This is a genomic window from Bifidobacterium sp. M3-N-101, assembly GCF_023656805.1.
GTDB classification, from domain to species: Bacteria; Actinomycetota; Actinomycetes; order Actinomycetales; family Bifidobacteriaceae; genus Bifidobacterium; species Bifidobacterium breve.
In genome coordinates, this window is sequence record NZ_JAMOKQ010000004.1 from 173,673 (window position 1) to 195,457 (window position 21,785).

Annotated in this window: 25 protein-coding genes and 1 pseudogene; 20 read left to right on the forward strand and 6 right to left on the reverse strand. The window is 58.1% G+C overall.

What is annotated here, in order from left to right; genetic code table 11:
• Position 1 precedes the first annotated feature (1 nt).
• The 3 genes from NBH12_RS04400 to NBH12_RS04410 all read left to right on the forward strand — a co-directional run bounded on the left by NBH12_RS04400 (position 2) and on the right by NBH12_RS04410 (position 3,912).
• Positions 2 to 1,363: a glycoside hydrolase family 172 protein gene (locus tag NBH12_RS04400; protein WP_052789039.1), complete on the forward strand. Its 1,362-nt coding sequence runs from the start codon at positions 2 to 4 to the stop codon at positions 1,361 to 1,363.
• Complete coding sequence (locus tag NBH12_RS04405) at positions 1,356 to 2,837, forward strand: glycoside hydrolase family 32 protein (protein WP_052789040.1); 1,482 nt, start codon at positions 1,356 to 1,358, stop codon at positions 2,835 to 2,837. Before NBH12_RS04400 ends, NBH12_RS04405 begins: the two co-directional genes overlap by 8 nt.
• 94 nt (positions 2,838 to 2,931) lie before the next feature.
• On the forward strand, positions 2,932 to 3,912 hold the full coding sequence (locus tag NBH12_RS04410; RefSeq protein WP_250819211.1) for a LacI family DNA-binding transcriptional regulator: 981 nt from the start codon (positions 2,932 to 2,934) through the stop codon (positions 3,910 to 3,912).
• A gap of 278 nt (positions 3,913 to 4,190) precedes the next feature.
• Here NBH12_RS04410 and istA read toward each other — a convergent pair.
• Positions 4,191 to 5,668 (reverse strand): annotated as a pseudogene (gene istA, locus NBH12_RS04415) (IS21 family transposase).
• Positions 5,669 to 6,099: 431 nt separating this feature from the next.
• Here istA and NBH12_RS04425 point away from each other — a divergent pair.
• The 7 genes from NBH12_RS04425 to NBH12_RS04455 all read left to right on the forward strand — a co-directional run bounded on the left by NBH12_RS04425 (position 6,100) and on the right by NBH12_RS04455 (position 9,226).
• Positions 6,100 to 6,597, forward strand: a complete 498-nt coding sequence (locus tag NBH12_RS04425) for a hypothetical protein (protein WP_226790610.1) — start codon at positions 6,100 to 6,102, stop codon at positions 6,595 to 6,597.
• Between the two features lie 98 nt (positions 6,598 to 6,695).
• Positions 6,696 to 7,952 carry a Fic family protein gene (locus NBH12_RS04430; RefSeq protein WP_052789160.1) on the forward strand — a complete coding sequence of 419 codons (1,257 nt, stop codon included), beginning with the start codon at positions 6,696 to 6,698 and terminating at the stop codon, positions 7,950 to 7,952.
• Positions 7,949 to 8,167: a hypothetical protein gene (locus NBH12_RS04435; RefSeq protein ID WP_232044890.1), complete on the forward strand. Its 219-nt coding sequence runs from the start codon at positions 7,949 to 7,951 to the stop codon at positions 8,165 to 8,167. The genes NBH12_RS04430 and NBH12_RS04435 overlap by 4 nt, the downstream gene beginning before the upstream one ends.
• Positions 8,160 to 8,396 (forward strand): hypothetical protein, encoded by a 237-nt coding sequence (locus NBH12_RS04440; protein WP_226790607.1) that lies wholly within the window; start codon positions 8,160 to 8,162, stop codon positions 8,394 to 8,396. The genes NBH12_RS04435 and NBH12_RS04440 overlap by 8 nt, the downstream gene beginning before the upstream one ends.
• A gap of 16 nt (positions 8,397 to 8,412) precedes the next feature.
• Complete coding sequence (locus NBH12_RS04445) at positions 8,413 to 8,637, forward strand: DUF6019 family protein (protein WP_019727986.1); 225 nt, start codon at positions 8,413 to 8,415, stop codon at positions 8,635 to 8,637.
• Positions 8,638 to 8,654: 17 nt separating this feature from the next.
• A complete protein-coding gene (locus NBH12_RS04450) occupies positions 8,655 to 8,804 on the forward strand; it encodes a hypothetical protein (RefSeq protein WP_155238099.1) in 150 nt (49 codons plus the stop codon).
• Between the two features lie 53 nt (positions 8,805 to 8,857).
• The gene (locus NBH12_RS04455) at positions 8,858 to 9,226 is read left to right on the forward strand and encodes a hypothetical protein (protein WP_021649573.1); all 369 of its coding nucleotides are present in this window, start codon (positions 8,858 to 8,860) and stop codon (positions 9,224 to 9,226) included.
• Between the two features lie 116 nt (positions 9,227 to 9,342).
• Here NBH12_RS04455 and NBH12_RS04460 read toward each other — a convergent pair whose 3' ends face one another.
• Entirely contained in the window at positions 9,343 to 9,723 is a 381-nt protein-coding gene (locus tag NBH12_RS04460) for a DUF2335 domain-containing protein (protein WP_052790801.1), read from the reverse strand.
• Positions 9,724 to 10,218: 495 nt separating this feature from the next.
• Here NBH12_RS04460 and NBH12_RS04465 point away from each other — a divergent pair, with 495 nt between their 5' ends.
• The 7 genes from NBH12_RS04465 to NBH12_RS04495 all read left to right on the forward strand — a co-directional run bounded on the left by NBH12_RS04465 (position 10,219) and on the right by NBH12_RS04495 (position 14,799).
• Positions 10,219 to 10,695 carry a tyrosine-type recombinase/integrase gene (locus NBH12_RS04465; RefSeq protein ID WP_229028532.1) on the forward strand — a complete coding sequence of 159 codons (477 nt, stop codon included), beginning with the start codon at positions 10,219 to 10,221 and terminating at the stop codon, positions 10,693 to 10,695.
• Positions 10,688 to 10,969, forward strand: a complete 282-nt coding sequence (locus NBH12_RS04470) for a site-specific integrase (RefSeq protein ID WP_229028531.1) — start codon at positions 10,688 to 10,690, stop codon at positions 10,967 to 10,969. Before NBH12_RS04465 ends, NBH12_RS04470 begins: the two co-directional genes overlap by 8 nt.
• Positions 10,944 to 11,318: a site-specific integrase gene (locus NBH12_RS04475; RefSeq protein ID WP_229028530.1), complete on the forward strand. Its 375-nt coding sequence runs from the start codon at positions 10,944 to 10,946 to the stop codon at positions 11,316 to 11,318. The genes NBH12_RS04470 and NBH12_RS04475 overlap by 26 nt, the downstream gene beginning before the upstream one ends.
• 277 nt (positions 11,319 to 11,595) lie before the next feature.
• Entirely contained in the window at positions 11,596 to 12,165 is a 570-nt protein-coding gene (locus tag NBH12_RS04480; protein WP_025299712.1) for a hypothetical protein, read from the forward strand.
• Between the two features lie 131 nt (positions 12,166 to 12,296).
• The gene (locus NBH12_RS04485) at positions 12,297 to 13,754 is read left to right on the forward strand and encodes an L-serine ammonia-lyase (RefSeq protein ID WP_250819212.1); all 1,458 of its coding nucleotides are present in this window, start codon (positions 12,297 to 12,299) and stop codon (positions 13,752 to 13,754) included.
• A 60-nt stretch (positions 13,755 to 13,814) separates the two neighbouring features.
• On the forward strand, positions 13,815 to 14,222 hold the full coding sequence (locus NBH12_RS04490) for an FKBP-type peptidyl-prolyl cis-trans isomerase (RefSeq protein WP_003828883.1): 408 nt from the start codon (positions 13,815 to 13,817) through the stop codon (positions 14,220 to 14,222).
• A 97-nt stretch (positions 14,223 to 14,319) separates the two neighbouring features.
• The gene (locus NBH12_RS04495) at positions 14,320 to 14,799 is read left to right on the forward strand and encodes a GreA/GreB family elongation factor (RefSeq protein ID WP_250819213.1); all 480 of its coding nucleotides are present in this window, start codon (positions 14,320 to 14,322) and stop codon (positions 14,797 to 14,799) included.
• Between the two features lie 84 nt (positions 14,800 to 14,883).
• Here the strand turns inward: NBH12_RS04495 and trhA are convergent, their stop codons facing one another.
• Positions 14,884 to 15,804 carry a PAQR family membrane homeostasis protein TrhA gene (gene trhA / locus NBH12_RS04500; RefSeq protein ID WP_250819222.1) on the reverse strand — a complete coding sequence of 307 codons (921 nt, stop codon included), beginning with the start codon at positions 15,802 to 15,804 and terminating at the stop codon, positions 14,884 to 14,886.
• Positions 15,805 to 15,990: 186 nt separating this feature from the next.
• On the opposite strand from trhA, the gene NBH12_RS04505 reads away from it, so the two are divergent.
• Entirely contained in the window at positions 15,991 to 17,478 is a 1,488-nt protein-coding gene (locus NBH12_RS04505) for a sensor histidine kinase (protein ID WP_015438656.1), read from the forward strand.
• 59 nt (positions 17,479 to 17,537) lie between these two features.
• On the opposite strand, the gene NBH12_RS04510 is transcribed toward NBH12_RS04505, so the two are convergent.
• The 3 genes from NBH12_RS04510 to NBH12_RS04520 all read right to left on the reverse strand — a co-directional run bounded on the left by NBH12_RS04510 (position 17,538) and on the right by NBH12_RS04520 (position 20,953).
• Positions 17,538 to 17,816 carry a WhiB family transcriptional regulator gene (locus NBH12_RS04510; RefSeq protein WP_003828887.1) on the reverse strand — a complete coding sequence of 93 codons (279 nt, stop codon included), beginning with the start codon at positions 17,814 to 17,816 and terminating at the stop codon, positions 17,538 to 17,540.
• 114 nt (positions 17,817 to 17,930) lie between these two features.
• Positions 17,931 to 19,649: an FtsK/SpoIIIE domain-containing protein gene (locus NBH12_RS04515; protein ID WP_250819214.1), complete on the reverse strand. Its 1,719-nt coding sequence runs from the start codon at positions 19,647 to 19,649 to the stop codon at positions 17,931 to 17,933.
• Between the two features lie 203 nt (positions 19,650 to 19,852).
• Complete coding sequence (locus tag NBH12_RS04520; RefSeq protein WP_226790630.1) at positions 19,853 to 20,953, reverse strand: LCP family protein; 1,101 nt, start codon at positions 20,951 to 20,953, stop codon at positions 19,853 to 19,855.
• Here NBH12_RS04520 and NBH12_RS10945 point away from each other — a divergent pair.
• Both NBH12_RS10945 and NBH12_RS04530 read left to right on the forward strand, forming a co-directional pair.
• Complete coding sequence (locus tag NBH12_RS10945) at positions 20,883 to 21,218, forward strand: pilus assembly protein (protein ID WP_236716338.1); 336 nt, start codon at positions 20,883 to 20,885, stop codon at positions 21,216 to 21,218. The genes NBH12_RS04520 and NBH12_RS10945 overlap by 71 nt on opposite strands.
• 229 nt (positions 21,219 to 21,447) lie before the next feature.
• Positions 21,448 to 21,747 carry a WhiB family transcriptional regulator gene (locus NBH12_RS04530; protein WP_003828894.1) on the forward strand — a complete coding sequence of 100 codons (300 nt, stop codon included), beginning with the start codon at positions 21,448 to 21,450 and terminating at the stop codon, positions 21,745 to 21,747.
• The last annotated feature ends 38 nt before the right edge of the window (positions 21,748 to 21,785 follow it).

Consider the following 21,785-nt stretch of genomic DNA (forward strand, 5'->3'; position numbering starts at 1 on the left):
CATGAGTGAAATTACCGGTCTTTTCAAAGACCTCACCGAGATTAAGCACGCCCGGAACGGACGGCTCGCGAGCTGGGACCAACGAGGGAAGAACCAGGACTACTGGGAGATCCCCGCCGGCGAGAGCATCACGCTGGGCGAAATCGAAGGCCCCGGCTGCATCACGCACATGTGGATGACCTCCTCGTGCCGCAAGGTCGTGGCGCCAAGCATCCTCGATCCGGTGCTCAACGCCTCGGCCGCTCCGGTCATGGAGATCCACCCGGCGCTTGGCGTCATTTGGGACGCCTACGACCCGTTCTACTACCGCAAGGCATTGATCAAAATCACCTGGGACGATCAGGACGTTCCGAGCGTGCTGGCGCCGCTCGGTGACTTCTTTTGCATCGGCAACAGCTATCCGGGCAACTTCTCCTCGATGCCGTTTAATGTGTCACTCAAGCCCGAAGAAGCCGGAAAATACGGCGCTCCGTGCTCCGTGTCCTGCTACTTCCCCATGCCCTTCAACAAGAAGGCGAAGATCGAGATCATCAACGAGAACGAGCTGCCATTTATTCTGTACTTCAACATCGATTACGAAATGTACGACAAGCCGCTTCCGGAAGACACCGCCTACTTCCACGCGGCTTGGCATCGCGAGAACCCATGCAACGGCTGGGGGCCGGACCTGCAGGTGAATTCGCCCGAGGTCAACAACGTCACCAACTTCAAGGGCGAGAACAACTACACGATACTCGATGTCGAGGGCAAGGGGCATTACGTGGGATGCAACCTCACCGTGAAGCATTTCCAAGGAAGCTGGTGGGGCGAAGGCAACGACATGTTCTTCATCGACGGCGAGGAATACCCGAGCCTTAACGGCACCGGCACCGAAGACTACTTCAACCACGCATGGGGAATGCAACGCAACGCGTATCCGTTCTTCGGGACCATCGTCCACGAGGGGGATACGGATGGATTCCAGGTCTCGTACCGTTGGCACATCACCGATCCGGTCCGCTTCAACAAGCATCTGAAGGTGACCATCGAGCACGGCCACGCGAACCAGCTGTCCGACGATTGGAGCTCGACAGCGTATTGGTATCAGGCGTTGCCGACGGCAACGCCCATCACCATCGCGCCCGTCGAGGACCGTCTGCCGGTAGTCCCGCAGCCTCCGGAGCGGAAACTGGTCCCGCCGGCCTTCACCGACGAGCAGAAGGCCGCCCGCGAATCCTACGAAAAGCGTTGGAAGGAATACAAGCCGCTTCGCGACGAGCAATTCAGAATCAAGGAGGACAAGGCAAGGCGCGAATCCAAGCTGAACACGGAATTCGCCAAGAAGCTGCGCGCACGGTTCGATTCGGAGCAGAACGATGAGTGAGAAAATCATGCAGGCCGCGATCGAGCGGGCGGAAAGATGCATCGCGGAGAAAGCCCCGACGGTATCCTCGGCGCCAAGCCGTCAAAGATACCATTTCATGGGCCCCTGCGGATGGATCAACGATCCGAACGGCCTGATCTATTTCAAGGGGAAATACCACTTCTTCTACCAGTTCAACCCTTATAGCGGCTTCTGGTCGCAAATGCACTGGGGGCATGCGGTCAGCGATGACCTGATGCATTGGGAGCAGCTGCCCGTCGCGCTTGCGCCGAGCGAAAGCTATGACGACCACCCGCAGGGAGGATGCTTCTCCGGCAGCGCGATCGAAAAGGACGGGAAGCTGTATCTGATCTATACGGGCACCGCCAACAACGGCAACGGCTTCGAGCAGACGCAGAACGTCGCCGTAAGCGAGGACGGGATTCATTTCAAAAAGTATGAGGGCAATCCCGTCATCGAACCACCCAGCGGCATCCCGCATGATTTCTTCCGCGATCCCAAGGTCTGGGAACACGATGGGACCTATTACCTGGTATGCGGCGCCCAACGCGACGGAAAAGCACAAGCCCTGCTGTATCACTCGCCGGATCTGCTGCATTGGGATTTCTTCAATGTCCTGTTCGAATCACGCGGCGAATGGGGATACATGTGGGAATGCCCCGATTTCTTCCCGCTTGGGGATAAATGGGTGTTCCTCTGCTCCCCCATGGGCGCCGGCGAAAGGACCACGGTCTATTTCGTGGGTGATTTCGATTATCGGACGGGAAGCTTCACCTATACCGTCACGGGAGAGGCTGACTGGGGATTCGATTTCTACGCCCCCCAGACGTTCCTGGACCATCGGAACCGCCGCATCATGGTCGGATGGGCCAATGAATGGGATTGGATGCCGTTCTGGAAAGACTGGGGCCCGACTTGGAGGGAAGGCTGGTGCGGCTCCTTCGCCATTCCGCGAGAGATCCGCCTGAATGACGGCCTGACCCTATCTGCGACACCGGTTTCCGAAGTGAAGCTGCTATACGGCGAAAAGGCGCCCATCCCGAGCGAGCTCGAAGTCGGAGAAGAGCCGACATCCATTCAGGTCGGAGATGGCGTGGCCTACGAATTGTCCTTCGACATCGACCTGACGAAGACCGACGCGAGCAGTCTCACGCTGAAACTAAGGCAGCATGACGACCACGCGCTGACCGTCACGTTCGATTTCACGGCCGCGCAGCTGCGTGTCGACCGGAACAACGCGGATGGGTGGAGCAAAGGCACGTCCCGCAGCCCCCTCCCGCTTCACGGGAAGGAACGGCTTGACGTGGTCGTGCTCAGCGACCAAAGCTCTGTGGAGATATTTGTCGATGGCGGACGTATTGTTCATTCAATGAACGTATTCGCGGGCAATGACCACAACGGCATCTCCTTCGCTTCTTCCGAGGGAGGCGCCTCAATCCGCGATCTGATCGGACACGGGTTGAACTCGGTCTGAATCGCTTGGCCGGACTAAAGGTATATGGGCTAAACAATATATAATGTTTAGCCCATATACTGCGTCGTGGCGTGATTGAATAAGGAGCTTTCTCATGGTGACGATTACTGATGTGGCACAAGCCGCTGGAATCTCCAAAAACACCGTTTCGCGCTACCTCAACCAGCGTGGATACATATCGGACAAGACAAGAGCCGCGATACAAGCGGCCATCGACGAGCTACACTACCAGCCCAACCAGATTGCGCGGAGCCTGTACACGCACAAGACCAATCTGATCGGTCTTGTCATACCCGACGTGGAGCATCCCTTCTTCTCGGCCATAACCGCCCAGATAGAAGACGAGCTGGACGCCCGTGGGTACAAGATGATCCTCTGCAACACGCTGCATTCCTCCAAAAAGGAACGCAAATACCTCGATCTGCTGATCGCCAACAAGGTCGACGGAATCATCATAGGCTCGCATTCCATCGACATCAATTACTCCGATATAGATGCGCCGATCGTTGCACTGGACCGCAATCTGTCCGAAGACATACCCGTCGTCGCCGCCGACCATGCCAAAGGCGGCGAAATCGCCGCGGACGCCTTCATCGAACACGGCTGCCACAAGGTGATCCAGCTGGTGTCTTCCGGATACGTCAAAACACCTTCAAGCAAACGGCATGAGGTCTTCACGAAAAGGATGTGCGAGGCAGGCATCACCTGCATCGTGCAGGAACTTCAGCTGAACCAGTTCGAATTCCAAACCTATCTGAAAACAGCGGACGAGATCCTAGATTCATATCCCGGCTTGGACGGTGTTTTCTCGGCCGATCCGGTCACCGTCGCCATCCAGAGGCAGGCCCTTGCGCGAGGAATGAGGATCCCGGATGACATCTTCATGTTCGGATACGACGGCACGTTCCTTGCCGAGGCCGTTTTCCCGCCATTGCCTACGGTCGCGCAGCCATATGACCAAATAGCCAAGACCGTGGTCGACGTGCTCATGAAGAAAATAAACGGCGAGAAACTGGAGAAAATGTCCTACATCATTCCGATATCGGGCAGGAACATGCCCGCCGTCTCCAACTAACGCTGATCGGGCGTCGTGCGCCTTCGAAGCCATCATTACCGTCAGGGGAACCAAGGCGTACCGGTCATGCCCGGTTCCCCGAGCCGGAATCTGGGCATGGCCCTCCCTCGGCCGGCCGGATCCCCGGGGCCGCGTCCAACTCTTTTCCCGGCAATCCGATCACGTCACGCCCGATCTCGGACCAGACGCCCGCCCCGCGCGGACGGCGTGATGAGGAACACTTGTATTTAGATGCTCCTATACATTGTCGAGTGTTTGGGTGTGTTGTTTCGGTTCGGTTATCGAGTTGATCCATTGGATGGCCCGTCGTCCGGGTCGGGCGGGTCGCTCTGCGCGATCCGTCTGGCCAGTGCGAGCAGGCTGGCCTCGTCCGGGGTCCTGCCGTCCTCCGCGATCGCCGTCATGGCCCGGACCGCGTTCCCGAAGCCGCTCGCCAGGCTGGCCCTGTGCAGCATCGTCAGCTCGCGCCGTCTCGCCCTGGGATCCAGGGCGTCGAGGTGGGCGGCGAGCCCGTCGGGAAGCTCGCCGCGCAGGGGCGACTCGCCCCACGCGTTGGGTTTGCGGGCAAGCGCGGGCAGCAGCGTGGCGGGGTTCCTGACCGTCGGGCCGCCGTTCCCGTAGGAGCGGGGAAGGGTGTTCACGTGCCTGCCGTCGGCGGTGCGGATCTCCGCCTCGAACGCGCGCAGGCCGGCGAGCAGCGTCCAGCCGCGCCATGACGGGCCCGCGAGGTAACGGACCGAGCCGATCTGGATGTTGCCCTCCTTGTCGGCCTTGCGCTCGACCCATTCGACCGCGTCGAAACGCGCGCGGCAGCGGCTGCAGTTCCCCGCGGTCCTCGTCGAACAGCTCGCGTATCGGCCTGCCGGAACGGTAGTGGTCCGAATCCGCGATCGCGTCGCGCCTCGACGGCAGATGCCTCGCCGGCTGTCTGTGACTCTCCGCGTTGGGCTTGGGGACCATGAGGTTGCGGCGCAGGAAGCCGACCGCGTTCTCGACGGATCCCTTCTCGTTGCCGGAATACGGGTTGCAGAATCTCGTCTCGAGCCGGTAGTGGTCGCAGAACATGGCGAACACGCGCACCACGGTGACCTTGTCCCACGCGACGCGGTGGCCCACGCCGGTGGCGTTGTCGAACACCAGCACGCGGGGAGCCATGCCGATATGGTCGAGGATCTGGGCCAGCCCCTCGCACGCGCATTCCGCGTTCTCGCCCGGCATCGCGGCCACGTACCGCATGTTCGAGTGCGGGAACGTGGCGACCAGGCAGTGGACCCTGACGTCCCCGCCGCCGATCGTGGCGACGGCCTCGCCGAAATCGACCTGCATGACGCCGGCGCGCCAGTCGAGCTCGAGGTACCCATCGCCGTCGGACCGGTGCTCCTCGCGCCACCTCTTCACGTAGCGCTGCACCGACGAGTACGAGCCCTCGAAGCCCTCCTCCTCGACGAGCCTGGCGTACACGCGTCTGGCGGTATGGCGCTGCTTGCGGGGCATGAGCCTGTCCTGCGGGGCATGAGCCTGTCCTGCGGGGCATGAGCCTGTCCGCGGCCAGCCACGAATCCACCGTGCCGGAACACGCGTCGGTCAGGGAACGCTGTCCTTTCCTGACCGCGGGTTTCGGCGAGCAGTCCTCCATGGTCGCGTATTTCCTGACGGTATCCCTCGACACGCCAAGCCGTCTGGCGATTTCGCGCCATGACACGCCCTGGGCGTCGAGAATCCTGATACGTTGTTGTATCGACACCGGTTTCGTCATTCCTTTCCTTTCCCGAGTGGCCTTGTTCGGCCGGGTGTGTTTCAACTCGGGAAAATAGCCGGGTTATGGCGGGCCGGTGCCCTTCATCTCGCCATTTCGGTGAACGGACTAATTCCCACCGCTTTTCGGACCTGAAAGTTATGCCGCATCGGCCTAACTTCTATTGAACAGACGCATCCGATTTGAGATGCTTTCCGACGGTCATTCGGCTGAGTCCGACCTTGGAGGCGATATATGTCTTCGGCACCTCATCGAGCAGGACTTTTACTCGGAGGCTCTTCGCGGCCGAAGCTGCTGTGTTGTTGGCTGATGCAATCGCGATTTGTATATTGGCACCTGCCACAAACGAAGTCAAACGCTACGGCGTGTTGTCATATGCCAACAGTATTTCTGCGGCGTTGCCAACTGCTGTCAGGTGATAACATTTGCACATGGCAACAAAGATTGAATGGGATATTTTCGACTACGCAGCAAGAGACGTACTGTCTGAATTGTTGGACGAATTAGGTGCTTCTTACCGCGAAATGGAAAGCCTGACATATGGTGAAGTAACCTATAGCCGTATTCGGGATATAAAAATGGGCAATAAAGCTCCCGTCCGACTTTCTGAATTCATCAGACTTAGCGCAATAAGCCATTGTCTTCCAGCGCAGGCACTTCATATGGTGATAGATCGAGTAAACGAGCTCGAAAACGAAGAATATATGTCTATGACGCAGGAAGAACGCGATTCAATTAACGAAATATTCGAAATGCTAAGAACGCAGCAGTCCTCAGCCGACACTCCAGAACCCATCGTCCGATCTACTGTCGATGATGATAATGCTCGTGTGGCGGAGACCCTTAGCAAGCTCAAACGTGGTGACCTCGACATCGCCGCCTTGGAAGACGAGCACAAGTTCGACGGGGACGGCGACGGTCCGGCGTGATATTTCATGTCTCTAATGTTCCATTTCGGCGTTTTGGAACATTAGAAGTATGATTTTCGTTTATATAAATGCTTTTCTGGAACGATTGGAACAATACGATGGACTATAAAAGCATTCGGCAAACCGTGCATATGAGCCAGTCCACGGAAACACCGGAGACCATAGCCGAACATGAATACCGGCAACGCCTCAACGGATGGAGCACGTTCCGATCCGGCATCACACTACGCGGCAACGAACTCTTCGTCGTCAATTTCCGCGAACTTGCCACGATCGCCGACAGCATACGCGACCAGGAAAACAAAGTAATCGAACTATGGAACGCGCTGCCCCCAATCGCACGCCGCGCCTACCTGCACGACCTCATCGGCACGGAAATGCAAAGCACCAATGACATCGAAGGCGTCCGCTCCACACGCAGGGAAATCAGCGACGCCCTCGAAGCCGCACTCAACGACGGGCCGCACAAACGATTCAGCGAATTCGCAAAACTCTTCCTCACACTCAGCGACGAACAGCCCGAACCCATGCCCGAAACACTCAACGAGATCCGAGCCATCTACGACAAAGTCATGTCAGGCGAACTCGCCGAGAAGGACAAGCCGGACGGCGAACTGTTCCGCAACGGGCCCGTCTACATCGACAACCCATCCACCGGCAAAAGAATCCACACCGGCATCACCCCCGAATCGGAAATCAAAGTACTGCTCACGCAATGGCTGACACTCTCACGCAACCGGGACGTGCCACCGCTGATCCGAGCGGCGATGTGTCACTTCGCATTCGAATACATACACCCGTTCTACGACGGCAACGGGCGCACGGGACGATTCCTGTTCGCGCTGCAGCTCAGACAGCACCTGAGCGCACCGACCGCCATCAGCCTCAGCCCCGTGATCTACGACGGCAAGGACCGCTACTACAAGGCCTTCGAAGACGCACAGCACCCGTTGAACCGGCGTGACGGCAGCATATTCGCATACCGGATGATGAAATTCGTCGCGGACGCACAGAAAAAACTCATCGATGACTTGTCTGAGAAAGGCTCCATGCTCCTGCACGCCGTGAACCGGCTCGAAAGCCTGAAAGAGGAACGGCAGTGGGACGACGTCGAAGCCAACATAATCGCGGTGCTCGTGCAGGAGGAACTGTTCGGGGAATCCCCGCACAGGGTGACCCGTAGGCAGCTGGGCGAGGGACTGGGTCTGGGAAGAAAGAAAATCGCGCAAGGCCTCGGCTCTCTAGAGGAGACCGGTGCAGTGTCGCATAAGGGCACCCGGCCGGCCTTCTACTCACTCACCGATGAAAGTTGTGCGAGACTGCTTGCCGGAATAACTGGAGGAGGGGACGAATGAACTACGGATGGCAGAAAGAGCCCCTCCTGCCGTTGTCGCCGCGCATGAGCTATGGGCAGATGCGCATGATCCTGTATCAGGTCGCGCCAAACCTGCACGTGGCCAGCGCCCGACTGCCCGGCAAACTCGACGGGCATATACTGCCTCGCCACCAACACCGTGCTCATCGACCGGCGCATCACCTACACACGCAAACGCTGCGCGCTCGTGCATGAGCTTGTCCACTGGAGACACGGAGACGACACCAGCAACGGGTGCAACGGCGGCAAGCTCGAACAACGCTGCCGGCGCGAGACCGCCATACTGCTCATCGATCCAGCCGAATACGCCTTGGCGGAACGCATGTATGACAGCAACCCTTACCAGATTGCCGCTGAACTCAACGTGACCGTCCAAGTCATAGAAGATTACAAGAACTGGCTACACGACAGCGTGGCCGCCTAGAAGAAAGAAGAAAACAATGGATTCGGCATCTCTCATTTTTGCGATTATCGTTCTGCTGATAGGACTCGGCATCAGCTACTTCGTCATCAAATGCGCGGTACGCAACGGCATCAACGAATCACTCCTGTTTGCCAACAAGGAACGTTGGGAAAAAGTGCGCAACGATTTCCCTGACCTAAAGCTCCCCGCATACGAGAACCGCCACAACGACAACCCCACATACGAGCCGGTGCAAAAATGAACGGTATAAGAAAATCAATGGCAGTAGTGACATCGGTGTTACTGCTCGGCTCTATTGCCGCCTGTGGCTCAAACAAGGAAACGGCGGCCAACGACAAAGCCGAGATCCAGTCGGAAGCTGAAGACGCCATCAAAGGACCGATTCCCAAAGCAGTCAGGAACCGTTAATCGATAACGGACTACACGGCGAATGCTCCGGCTCCGACCCAAGGCTCCAGTCGGTGAAAATCGATACCAGCTCATACAAGATTCGAGTCGAGATACCGAACAACAGTTCGATACAGGCGAGCGACTATTACGGGTACTACATCAATTTCACCAATGATTCTGGCAAGATGTGGCAGGCGGGTTTCAAGAATGTCGTCAACTCGAACGAGACCTCGGTATTCGTGTTCGACATGGGAACAAGCAAGCAGAACAATCTCGGGACATGGAATGATCTGGTGACTCTGCAGGACGGGACTTTCTACGCGATGCTGCCCAATCAGGATATTCGCGGCACCGGCATCAAATGGAACGCGACGCTATCCATCGATGGCCGGGATGTGGCGACATGTCCCGCTGATGGAAGCGATACAACCTTGAAATAAAAGAGTTGCCCTGCCGGCGTTGCAGCGCCAACAGGGCAAGTGAAGAATCCAGCTAGTTCAAGAAAGGAGGACGCTTCGCCCACTATCCTACACGGGGCGAAGCTATACCCGAAATGTCAATTTGCGGACTTGTGCTTGTCATCGCCTTTCGATGCCTTCCCGGATTTGAACGCCTCGATGATACGCGGCATAATGAAACCGACGCTTCCGGCGAAGCTGATGAACGCGGCCGGGTTCATGCCCAGAGCAAAGAACACCACGGCGCAGATGAACGCCGCAGCGGGAATCAAAGAGAATACGACGGCGGTGAATTTGTAGACCCAGTTCTCCGCTTTCCGGTCATCGGCATAGATTTCGACTACACGTTTCTGACTGTCGATTTCGGAATGCAAGGAATCCTCGGCCATACGAAGAATCCTGTCCGCCGCGCCGGGAAGAGTCTGTTCGTATTCGGCGAGTTCCTTGCTGGACGGCAAGGGGCAGGACGTCACCTCCATATGAGTCAGAGACTATCGGCGATCCATCGCCTTCCGGATCGAATCGCCGGTCAGATTCCAAGCCTTGGTCTGCAGTTCGAGAGACGTCATGATTTTCGGAGCCTCCGATTTTCGTGTCCTGCCCGTCAGTCCCGCTGTCACCTCCGCTTTGAATCCGCGAATCATCGCTTGCTTCGTTGATGTCCTCATGGCTCATCAGTCCTCCAAAATCACGTTATACGTTTTCCGGTTCCGAATTAAAGGCCCCTATGCCCTCCTCTTCGCGAGTCGTGCCGGACGGTTCATCATCGCGCGGTGCAGTCGCATCCATTTCTCATCCACGGCGTTGCGTGGCTTGCCGTCCTCGGGCGGCGCGTACGTCGGTATCCGTCATGGTCATGGCCGCCTCCTTTCGATTTTGGCGTAAGTGGATAAGCTTATGTGTTTTCCTGCCCCTTGTCAGATCCCATTAAAACACATCAAAACCGGAAAAACCCGTACAAGTGAGTGAAAATCATGGCGAACGTCACCAGATACAAGACCAGCAAAGGCGAAGTGCGCTATCGCGTCCGTTACCGCAAGCCAGACGGTACGCAAACCGACACGGGGGGAGTTCGCCGCAAGATAGATGCGGAGAACTGGGCGGCGAAACGGGTCACCGTGGCCAAGGCCGAAGGCACGTACATCGATCCCACTGCAGGGAAGATAACGGTGGGGGAGTTGGCACCGGCATGGTTGGCCAAGAAGAAGCTCAGCGCCAAGCCCAGCCATTACCGGAACCTCGAAGGAGCATGGGAGAAATGGGTGAAACCCGAATGGGGAAACACCCCGGTATCAGCGGTCACCCGCGAGGCCGCGCAACGATGGGTCACCGGAATCAGCCAGGGCAAGACCGCCAAAGATGAACAAGGCAACGAGATAGTGCTCGCAAAGCCTCGGAGCGCCAGCGTCGTCCTCCGCGCCCACGGCGTGCTCGCCGGAATTATTGGATGACGCGAAAGCCGACCGGCGTATCCCGGACAATCCCGCACGGGGCATCGAACTGCCACGCAAGCGCAGGAAAAAGCACGTGTACCTCACCGCCGAACAGCTTGACCGGCTGGCTGGCAGCGTCATGCCATGGAGACGAGACCTCGTGCTCGTGCTCGGACTGTGCGGCATGAGATGGGACGAGCTTATACCCCTGAAGGTGATGGACGTCGATCTCAAAAAGCACCGTATATATAGGAGTGAGCGCGCCGATGGTGGGCGGCGTCATCATACCTGACGGCGCCAAGACCTACAAGGCGCGCGCCGTCATGTACCTGGTCGTGCTGGACCCGATCATGCGCAGTCTGTGCGAGGGGCGCGAGCCCGGCGACCTGCTGTTCGAGCAGCCGGGACGCGAGGGCATGATGATACGCGAGTGGGGTAATGCGAGCCGTGATGACGGTTGGCTGTCGGTCGGCCTGCGGCGTGCCGGCATACCCGGCCACCTCACCATTCATGACCTGAGGCACACGGCCGCGAGTCTCATGGGTCAGAGCGGGCGCGAACGTGAAGGCCGTGCAACGGCAGTTGGGGCACAAGAGCGCGGCCATGACGTTGGACGTGTACGCCGACCTTTTCAACGATGATCTGGATGAGCTGTCGGAGCGCATGGGTGAGATGCTGGCGCGTGAGAATGTGGGCAAAATGTGGGCAAAAGAGGTTTCGAGGGCCGCGTGATTGAGCTGGGAGTAAGGCTGTGTGCTTTTCTCCGGTGGGTTCGAGTCCCACCGGAGGCACCTTCACTGGACTGCGGTCAGCATCGTTTGCCGCGGGGATTTTTCGTATCGGTCGCCTTCCCGAAACAAACAGCCATTAGTCTGTGTGATGTTGTGACGATGAATCTGATGAAATGAGGGAACGCACATGGCTTCACGCTGGACCGACGTCGAACGGGTCGATGAGGGCGCCTTGCCCACCATGCTCGCCCAGGCTGTCATCGCAGGCACCGCGCTGACCATCGGCGCCATCGCCTGTTCCGGCTTCTACCTGTCCATGATCGGCAATGTGGTGGCTTTGCTGCCGTGGATGACCGTCATGGTGCTGATCGCCGTGGCTTTTTCCTACGTCGTCGGATTCGCTTTGCTATGGTGCTCCGAAGCGCTGACCATGCGCATGAAGGACGCCTTCAAGCCGTGGGCCTATGGCGTCGTGGGACTGCTCGGCTATGGCATCTGGGGCATGTTCGTCATGAGCGCCATGATGAACTCGCTCAACCAGCCGTTGAACGGCGTGGTATTGGCTAATGGCGATGTCATTGCCCTGACCGTCAACTATGCGGTGTTCGGATTCATCGCGTTCCTGCTGGCGCAGGCGTATGCGCCGAAAATCGCCACTAAAAAGGGTTTGACCGTTGGACTCATGGTGGTGCAGATCGCACTCGCCATCATCGGCATCATCGTGCTGGTGATGATGTTCTCGGCATTGTCCCACTAAAGCATTTTCGGCCGTGCCGCACTGAAACCGGCACAGAGCCGAAGCGCCGTGTCTCCTTCGCGGCACGGACGTATGCTGGTATATGTCGTTAATGGCTATACGGCGACGCTTGTTCAGGAGAAGGAGAGCTATTGTTCAGCGTGCTTGACATGTTCACCATCGGCGTGGGTCCCTCTTCCTCGCATACCGTGGGGCCTATGGCGGCAGCATACGCGTTCTCTTCCTCGTTGCAGCAGCGGCATGTGCTGGATCGTGTTACGCGCGTCAAAACCACGCTGTACGGTTCATTGGCCTTGACTGGGCTCGGCCACGGTACCGATCGCGCCGTTATGGCCGGACTCGAAGGCAATGTACCGGCCACAGTGGATACCGATCATATGCTGCATATTCGCGAGACTTGCGCGCTGGATAACACCTTGAATCTCGCCGGGGCCAAGCGTATTCATTTCGATTATGACCATGACGTGATTTTCGAGCAGTGGAAGCGCATGGCCGCCCATCCCAACGGCATGCGATTCCAGGCATTCGATGATGCCGCCAACTTGGTCGACGAACAAGTCTGGTATTCCATCGGCGGCGGTTTCATCCGTCAGGGTGCGCCCGATGATTCCATGATCGGCATCCATGACCGTCCTCTGGCCGGCATGTCTTTCGCCGATGAAGACGAGTCCGCTGTGGAACCCGTAACCGAGGTGCCGTATCCGTTCCATTCCTGTACGGAATTGGTGGCACTATGCCGGCGTCACGATATGAGCATTGCCGATATCGTATGGGCCAATGAAACCGCGCTCCGCCCGGAAGAGGCTGTCAAGGCCGAGCTAGATGGCATATGGCAGGTGATGCGCGACTGCGTAAGCCACGGCTGCACATCCAAGGAGACGGTGCTGCCCGGCGGACTTGACGTACCCCGGCGCGCGCCCAAGATGTATCAGCGTCTTGCTTTCAACTCCGATGTGCTTCGCCGCAACAGCCGTCGTAAGGATGCCGTGCTGGAATCCTCGGATGCCGCATGGGTGGATCTATTTGCTCTGGCTGTTTCCGAGGAGAACGCCGGGGGAGGCCGTATCGTCACTGCGCCGACCAACGGCGCGGCAGGCATCATCCCCGCCGTGCTCCACTATTATTGGCACTTCGTGGACGATGCCGATGATCAAGGTGTGGCCACGTTCCTGCTGACCGCCGGAGCCATCGGTTACCTGTTCAAACGTAATGCCTCGATTTCCGGTGCTGAAGTCGGATGCCAGGGCGAGGTCGGCTCGGCCTGCTCGATGGCCGCTGCAGGTCTTGCCGCTGTTATGGGCGGCACACCCGAACAGGTGGAGAACGCAGCGGAGATCGGCATCGAGCATAATCTGGGGCTCACCTGCGATCCGGTGGGTGGTTTGGTGCAGATTCCCTGCATCGAACGCAATGCGATGGCCGCCAACACCGCCATCAATGCGGTACGTATGGCCATGCTCGGCGATGGCTCGCATATCGTGACCTTGGATCAGGCCATAGCCACGATGAAGCAGACCGGCGAAGACATGATGGCCAAATACAAGGAGACGTCCAAAGGCGGTCTTGCCGTCAACGTCGTTGAATGCTGACTTCCGCAGGTTTGCCAATAGTGCTATTGTAGGGCGCATTGTGTCTGTGAAGGAGGACTCATGGCAGATCAGATGCCCAAGGTGAATGCCGAATTCGGCACCACGCCCGTTATCGAGTTTCCGGCGCCCGAGGCCCCGAAGGGTCTCAAGGCCGTTGAGTTGGCTGAGGGCGACGGCCCGATGGTTCGTCGCGGCGACACCGTGACCGTGAACTACCACGGCGTGGTGTGGGGCAAGGACACCCCGTTCGACTCCAGCTTCGACCGCCACCAGCCTGCCAGCTTCGGCATCGGCGTGGGTCAGGTCATCAAAGGTTGGGACCAGACCGTGCCGGGCCACAATGTGGGTTCCCGTCTCGTGGTGTCCATCCCGCCGGAATACGGATACGGTTCCCGCGGCGTTCCGCAGGCCGGCATCGGCGGCGAGGACACGCTGGTATTCGTCATCGACATCATTTCCACCCGCTGACGCCTGTTCAGCATGTGACGAACGCCGGGGTCGCAGCCGGCGTTTTTGTTATAGATAACGTATCTTCATTCAGCATCAAACGGTTCAGGAGGACGATATGGCTGAGGACAAGGTCTACCTGCTGACGCAGGAAGCATATAACAAGATGAAGGAAGAGCTGGCCCATCGTGAGGGCGAGCTGCGTGAGGAAATCGCTCACAAGATTGCCGTGGCTCGTGCCGAGGGGGATCTGTCCGAGAATGGCGGTTATCAGGCCGCCCGCGAGGCACAGAGCAAGAACGAAGGCCGTATCACCGAGCTCACCGTCAAGCTGCGCGACTCCAAGATTATCGAAAACGCTCCCGAGGGTACCGTGGGCAACGGTTCCGTGGTGACCATCGAGCTCAACGGCAACGAGATGACCTACGTGCTCGGCAGCCGTGACATCGTGGTGGGCACCGACTACGAGATCATGACCCCGGATTCCCCGATCGGCAAGGCCATCGAGGGGGCCAAGGTGGGCGACACCGTCTCCTACACCGCACCGAACGGCCGTGAGCTGTCCGTGACCGTCAAGGCCGCCAAGCCGCTGGCCTGAGTAGGCAGAAGCGCATAGAGCGAGAGCCTGAAACCTCGTATTGAGGTTTCAGGCTCTCGCTCTATCGGCTCTCGCGCGTTGCGATTAATGCCACAGTGCCACGATTACCATATAGATCGCCACCATGTGGCAGGCATAGCCGGCTACGGTGCCGCAGTGGAAGATTTCATGGAATCCGAATACGCGCGGCCAGGGATCCGGCTTGCGCAGCGCGTAGACGATGGCGCCGAGGATATAGCAGGCACCGCCCGAGCACAACAGCACCACCACGGCGGGGCCCGCATACGGTGAATTCCAGAACATCACCATATAGGCCAGACCATAAATGCCGAAGATGATGTACACCACCGTATATAGCCATCGCGGCGCTTTGATCCAAATCACGTGGATGATGATGGCTATGACCGTGCATGCCCACATCGAAATAATGATGATATTGCGCCAGAATGGTTCCAGCGCGAATGAAACCGGCGTGTATGTGCCGGCGATGAGCAGAAAGATATTCACATGGTCGATGCGGCGCAGCACATCGGTGACGCGGGGGCTCCAATCACCCAGATGGTAGCAGGCTGAATTGGTGAACAGCACCAACGATGATGCCATGAATACGACGCATGCCCATTTCAGACTGGCTCCGTGTGCCAGGCAGATCAGTACGATGCCTGCGGCCAAAGACAGGGGAGCGGCCACCGCATGAATCCAGCCGCGCATAGCGGGCTTCGGACGGCCGTGAACATCGAGACGAATCTTGCGCTCCACTTCCGCAGGGGCGATGCCCTCGATTTTCAGTGCCCGGTTCTCTGCCTTGGCCAGCGTGCGGCTGGCCTTCTCTTCGGCTTTGGCTCGAATGGCTTCGGCCCTGAACTGCGCCTTGACGCGCACTGCTTCCGCTTTGGCTTGCAGCGCCTGTTCGCGTGCCTCTATGACGGCCTGACGCTTCGTCTCGACATACGAGTCGGACGGTTCGTTGGCGGCCTTGGAATTGGTCTGCTGGGTCGCTGCCATCTCGTCGTCGGTTGCTGATGCCATATGATTCCTCGTTCCCCGCGAGCTGACGGTCATTCCTTACGTTTCCGTAACTTACGTTAGCGTAACCTACTGGATTGTCAATACCGACTCACCTGTAATTTATCATCAGATCACACCGCGTAATTCGGCGATAAGCGGAACCTATCTGCGTATGATGGACACATGGCTGATTTTTCACATATTCTCGCAACACGCCCCGATTTCGACGACGACGACCGCGAATGGCTGCACCATCTCGTTGCCGACTGGCAGGTCATCGCCGATCTGAGCTTCGCCGATCTGCTGTTGCTCGTGCAGAACGGCGACGGCAAGTACGTGGTTGCGGAACAGTGCCGCCCCTCCACCGTGATGACCCTGCGCGGTGATGATGTGGTGGGAGACACCATGCCCGATGATATGACCGGTGAGCTGGACGCCGCCATGCAATCCAGCGTGGTGTTCCGTTCCACTGTGCTGCGTACCGTAGGCAAGGCCACGGTGTGCAATGTATACGCTCCGGTGCGGCACAATGGCAAGACGCTTGGCTTGGTGGTGCGTGAGACGAACATGGCCACGCGTGAATCCAATGGTCGCTACGAATCCGAAAGCATCAATGCCGGAAAGCAACTGTATGAGATGATTCCGCGCGGTCAATTCCCTTACAAGGATTCGGTGATGAGCCAGCGTCATATCGCGCGCGTGGCGGACGGCTTCATCATCCTCACCGTGGACGGCGTGGTGCGGTATGCCGCTCCCAACGCCATCAGCTGTTTCCGCCGTCTCGGCCTGCTCAATACCATGCCCGGCCAATACCTGAGCGAGCTGGGCACCCAGCTACTCAAGGAGAACGATCCGGTGCCGGATACTTTGCCGCTGGTGCTGGCAGGCAAGGCGGCCGTTGACTCCGAGCTCAACGCCAACCGTTCCGCCGTCTCCATGAGATCGCTGCCGCTGTACGACAATAACGGCCGTGTCGGTGCGATTATCCTATGTCGTGACGTTACCGAGCTGCGCCGTCGCGAGCAGGAACTGCAGACCAAGAACGCCACGATTTCCGAGATTCACCATCGTGTCAAGAACAATCTTCAGGCGGTTTCCGCGCTACTCAGGTTGCAGGCGCGCAAAACCAAGTCCGACGAGGTCAAGAAGGAACTGCAGGAGGCCCAGCGCCGTGTGCAGACCATCGCCATGGTGCACGAGGGACTGAGCCAGACAGCCGATGAAGTGGTGGACTTTGACAAGGTGATTGCCAACCTGCTGCGCATGGCTGTGGATCTGGCAACCATGAAGGATCAGCACATCGAAATCAATTACATGGGCAAATTCGGCATGATGCCCGCCCAAGACGCCACGCCGTTGTCTTTGGTGCTTACCGAGCTCATCACCAATTCCGTGGAGCATGGATTCGAGGGGCGCAAGGAGGGGCATATCACGATCTCCGTGGGACGTTCCGGTCCGAACCTCAATGTGGTGGTCGAGGACGACGGTTCCGGCCTCGGCTCTGAAGAGCAGGGCGGCATGGCACGTTCCTCCGGTTCCGGCTTGGGTACGCAGATCATCAACACCTTCGTGACCAACGACTTCGGTGGTTCCGTGAACTGGGAGCCTCGCCGCGAAGGCGGTACCCGTGTGGTGCTTGATATGAAGCTGCGTGCCGCACAGGACGAGTAATAGCCCTAACGCAAAAACCCTCCCAAACGGGAGGGTTTTTGCATAAACAAGCAAAAATATCAGATCTGCATCTGCATAGCCTGCGAACGGCGGGCGCGCATGGCACGGCGCTTCAGAGCGCGGCGCTCGTCTTCGCTCAGGCCGCCCCAGACGCCATAATCCTGATTGGTGTCCAATGCGCACTTGAGGCATGCATCAATCACCTTGCAGGTACGGCATACGGCCTTGGCCTCTTCAATCTGATTGTATGCGGCACCGGTGTTGCCCACCGGGAAGAACAGTTCCGGATCCTTGTCACGACATGCGGCCTTGGCTCGCCAATCAAAAGCGTTGCTCATTGCTTGCCTCCCTTAAAAGCCCTGTGGCTGATGTGATTTTCCTTAAGTCCTGTACAAGGTAACCACGAACCGGTGCGTTTTTCAAGAGGTTCTGCCCAGAAAAAAGCGGAGATTTTATGACGCGCACTGCACAAGGCATGCCGAGGCACCCGCAATCAGAACCGCTCGGCCAGGCGTGTCCAAATCCTCCTGACTCATCGTGTTCACCAGCGATGATGGTATGCCCGCTACCAAATCTGCCGTTCGATCTCCGCAGGGGAACACAATGCGTGTGCTGCAATGGTCCGGGACCCGTATGTGGCGGGGTGAGCGCACCGCGAATACAACGATAATGGACGAATCGGCAAGGGCTTGCCTGAACCGTACGGCCTGCGTATCGCAGCAGAGCGGATCCAGCAGGTCGTCGGCGTCGTCAACCAGCCATATCAAACGGGGTGGTGCCGGTGCGATGCGCGTTGATGCGGCACTGAGCCGGGAACGATGCTCGGTCGTCGTGAGTCGTTGGCCCCTGTATAGACCACTGATATGCAGCATCAGGCCGTCCACGGCACTTACCTGGCGGGCAATGACTTCGAGCAGCGTGGTTTTGCCCCGTCCCTGAGGTTCGATGATGGCGATATTGCCGCAGTCAAGGGGCACAACCGCATCGGTGAGTGTGATGCCGTTATCCGATAGGCCAAACCGAATACGATCCACCTGCCCGGATACCGGATGGTCTTGGACACTCCGTGGCAGGGGAGAGGTGAACAGTGGCGGTCGCGAACGTGTCCCCACGAATCGGGCAGCGAACGCGATTTGCCGGCAATATACATCGATATTGTCGGCTGGCGCGCATCTGAATGCCGTCACGTGTTCGCCGTCATTGCAGTAGGCGGCACCCGGCAGTGCGGGACTTATGGTCGCAGCTCTGGAATCGCCCAGCAGCTCGGTGGATTGCAATCCGTCCCGCACTCGCAGACAGATGCTAATGGCCATATTCGCTTTCATATCGGTGCTGACCTGACCAAGCGGATTCTGCGTGCAGGCGATTAGATGCATGCCCAGGGAGCGGCCAAGCGAGGCGATACGCACCAAGCGCGGCATGTAATCCGGCAGCTGGTCTTTCAGCGCATGGAATTCGTCGATGACCACGACAAGTCGAGGCGGTGCGTCGCGCATGTCATCAATATCGGATACATGCAGGTCGGCAGACAGCTTTTCACGGCGGGTCAGTTCGGCTTCCAAGGCCTTGAGCGCCCGTGCGGCATGGGCCAGATCGAGATCGCAGACGCTTCCGATGGTGTGGGGCAGTTGCTCGAGTTTACGGAAAGCGGCACCGCCTTTGAAATCAAGAAAAACGAAATTAAGCTGATCCGGACCATTCATGGCCGCCAAAGCTAAGCACCAGCTTTGCAGCAGTACCGATTTGCCGGAGCCGGTGGTGCCGGCCACCAGAGCATGAGGGCCCTGCCTGTGCAGGTTGAGCATGAACGGGCCGGACGAGGTGACGCCAAGCGGCACATCGTAATCGGAAGGCTCAAGCCAGTTGCGGACTATGGTTCGCCAGCCAAGGCGGTCGAACGTCAGCAGGGATTCGATGGAGGGCGCATCGGAAGCGCAGAACATGTCGGCAGCGTCAGGGGAGGGGCCTCGGGGAGCGTGGTGTGTCTCAGTGGACTCGACAGGGCCTTGGGACGGTTCGACATATGGCAGCGGCAATGTGACGAGCATCGATGCAAGGCCACCGACGATGCCGGGAACCATGACTAGGGCAAACATCCATTGCCCGTGCAACGCCATCATTGCCAGCATCATGATCTGCGCCACTATCGGGGCGGCCGCAACGAGCACCATCACGCGGGAGCGTGCGCCGCGCGGAGCGGTTGTGGCACCCCTTCTTGCAGGGGCCGGTAATGAACGATGAAATCGTATTGTGCGTTGCCGTTCACGAGTCATGCTTTCAGCGTGAATGAAGGATGCGCGTAGCGCAAGCGATAACGGGATATGTGGTTCCAGCTTGCCGGGCGTGCGTCGCGGCAAGCTGATTGGCTGAATTATCAGCTTTCGGCGAGTGTACCTACGGTTCCTGCGGCGTGGGTGCCCGCAGCCAGCTGGCTGAACAGTTCGGTGTTCTTGGCATCGTCAAGCAGTACGGAGGAGCCGACGCCATCCATGTAATAATCGGGATTGGACCAGTACACGCTGCCGGATATGCCCTTGCTTCCTGTGGCGTCTTTGAACGCCAACGCCATATTCACCAAGGTTAGCGGCGTGGTTTTCCCATCGACGGTAAGCGCACTCAAGCCGGCTTCAGCCATGGTCGTCACCGTCTTGGGATTGGTCAACGTCTCCTTGCTGGAGGCCTTCTTGACAATGGCGGAAATGACCTGACGCTGGCGGGCATTGCGGCCAAAATCGCCGGTGGCATCGGCATAACGCATACGAGAGAACGACAATGCAGTCGAACCGTCCGCGTTATGACATCCAGCTGTCCAGTTCAGGCCGGAATAAGCATCCTGTACGTCCTGGTCGTAACACAATTCCACGCCGCCCAAAGCGTCTACGACCTTCTGCAAGCCTCCGAACTTGACCTGTGCCACATGATCGATTTTCTGTCCGGTCAACTGCTCTATCTCGCCGACCAAGGCCTTTTTGCCGACCAGCTGAGCCACGGCATTGATCTTCATGTATTGGTCGTCCACGTTCATCAAGGAGTCGCGCGGAATGGAAATCAGTGAACTGGGGCCGGATTTAGGCTTGGTCAGCACCAGAATCGTGTCGGTTCGGTATCCGCTGATATCGTCTACGCCACCAAAGTTAGTGGAACCGTCACGCTCATCGGAACCGAGAATAAGCCAGGTGGAAGCCGGTGTGTCGGCTGCGGTGGTCAGCCAATCCGCTTTGTTGAGCTTGCCGTCCACCCAGCCCCAGGCGCCGAACACGGCGAGCACCAGTGCTGCGATAAGCAATATGACTGCGCCGATGACGCCATTGCGGACTTTATGACCACGGTCGCGTATCGCTATGGCACTGTTGTGCCCGGACGTCATAGCTACCACGGGCGTTCTGGAGGGGGTGGCGGAGCGAATGACGGATGATGCCGGCGTGCTGGCATTGCGAGATGAGCCGGACGAGCGGCGTGCCTGCGTCGGTGGAATGCTTTGCGGCTGGGAGGAGGCCGAGGTGCTTCTGCGAGCGGATCGGTTCACATTGGGGGAGAAGCTGGGCGGTATGCCGTTATCGTTGCCGCCGGCGGCTCTGGGTGTTCGCGACGATGATGAGGGAGTGATGGTACGTGGTGTCTGTGACGATGCTCGTGAACGTCGGCCTGCCGAAGGAATAAAACTCGGCGGATTGATCTGCGGATCTGCCCCACCTGATTCCTGCGTCATGCAATTCTCCCAAAACTGCTCAATTTACTGAATGACACTTTTGCACATGCTGTGCCGTGCCATACCTAGGGAGCGCTGTTCCTGTGCAGGAACGGCACAATATTCATCTCAATTGGTTATGGAGTGCAGTGCTCGGTGGACGGCGTATAGCACATTGAGACGGAAAAAACTGTAATGACACGAGACTTGATTTGACAAATTCCAAGTCACATGTGTGTAATTTGTGGGTGCAAGTACAACTCATAGGCAAGGAGGGTCGCATGTGGGGTGCGATTGACGATTCTGCCGAAGAGCCTTTGAATGAGTTGTGGGGACTGTTCAAGCCCGATGGTGATGTGTCTTGGCAGCACAAAGCATTGTGCGCACAGACCGATCCCGAAGCGTTCTTTCCGGAAAAAGGTGGTTCGACACGCGACGCCAAGCGCGTATGCGCCAAATGCGAAGTCCGCGAGCAATGCCTGAAATGGGCTATTGACCATGACGAGCGTTTTGGTATCTGGGGCGGTATGAGCGAGCGTGAACGCCGCCGGTACAAGAAGGACCACAGGGAACAGGCATAGCTATATGCACGGCCACTTCAAGGTCAGTGCGTACACTG

Bases quoted from the DNA above. Each gene is read 5' to 3' on its own strand.
- NBH12_RS04400 (WP_052789039.1), top strand. From the start codon at position 2: ATGAGTGAAATTACCGGTCTTTTCAAAGACCTCACCGAGATTAAGCAC.
- NBH12_RS04405 (WP_052789040.1), top strand. From the start codon at position 1,356: ATGAGTGAGAAAATCATGCAGGCCGCGATCGAGCGGGCGGAAAGATGC.
- NBH12_RS04410 (WP_250819211.1), top strand. From the start codon at position 2,932: ATGGTGACGATTACTGATGTGGCACAAGCCGCTGGAATCTCCAAAAAC.
- NBH12_RS04425 (WP_226790610.1), top strand. From the start codon at position 6,100: ATGGCAACAAAGATTGAATGGGATATTTTCGACTACGCAGCAAGAGAC.
- NBH12_RS04430 (WP_052789160.1), top strand. From the start codon at position 6,696: ATGGACTATAAAAGCATTCGGCAAACCGTGCATATGAGCCAGTCCACG.
- NBH12_RS04435 (WP_232044890.1), top strand. From the start codon at position 7,949: ATGAACTACGGATGGCAGAAAGAGCCCCTCCTGCCGTTGTCGCCGCGC.
- NBH12_RS04445 (WP_019727986.1), top strand. From the start codon at position 8,413: ATGGATTCGGCATCTCTCATTTTTGCGATTATCGTTCTGCTGATAGGA.
- NBH12_RS04450 (WP_155238099.1), top strand. From the start codon at position 8,655: ATGGCAGTAGTGACATCGGTGTTACTGCTCGGCTCTATTGCCGCCTGT.
- NBH12_RS04460 (WP_052790801.1), bottom strand. From the start codon at position 9,723: ATGGAGGTGACGTCCTGCCCCTTGCCGTCCAGCAAGGAACTCGCCGAA.
- NBH12_RS04465 (WP_229028532.1), top strand. From the start codon at position 10,219: ATGGCGAACGTCACCAGATACAAGACCAGCAAAGGCGAAGTGCGCTAT.
- NBH12_RS04475 (WP_229028530.1), top strand. From the start codon at position 10,944: ATGGTGGGCGGCGTCATCATACCTGACGGCGCCAAGACCTACAAGGCG.
- NBH12_RS04480 (WP_025299712.1), top strand. From the start codon at position 11,596: ATGGCTTCACGCTGGACCGACGTCGAACGGGTCGATGAGGGCGCCTTG.
- NBH12_RS04490 (WP_003828883.1), top strand. From the start codon at position 13,815: ATGGCAGATCAGATGCCCAAGGTGAATGCCGAATTCGGCACCACGCCC.
- NBH12_RS04495 (WP_250819213.1), top strand. From the start codon at position 14,320: ATGGCTGAGGACAAGGTCTACCTGCTGACGCAGGAAGCATATAACAAG.
- trhA (WP_250819222.1), bottom strand. From the start codon at position 15,804: ATGGCAGCGACCCAGCAGACCAATTCCAAGGCCGCCAACGAACCGTCC.
- NBH12_RS04505 (WP_015438656.1), top strand. From the start codon at position 15,991: ATGGCTGATTTTTCACATATTCTCGCAACACGCCCCGATTTCGACGAC.
- NBH12_RS04510 (WP_003828887.1), bottom strand. From the start codon at position 17,816: ATGAGCAACGCTTTTGATTGGCGAGCCAAGGCCGCATGTCGTGACAAG.
- NBH12_RS04515 (WP_250819214.1), bottom strand. From the start codon at position 19,649: ATGGTGCTCGTTGCGGCCGCCCCGATAGTGGCGCAGATCATGATGCTG.
- NBH12_RS10945 (WP_236716338.1), top strand. From the start codon at position 20,883: ATGACGGATGATGCCGGCGTGCTGGCATTGCGAGATGAGCCGGACGAG.
- NBH12_RS04530 (WP_003828894.1), top strand. From the start codon at position 21,448: ATGTGGGGTGCGATTGACGATTCTGCCGAAGAGCCTTTGAATGAGTTG.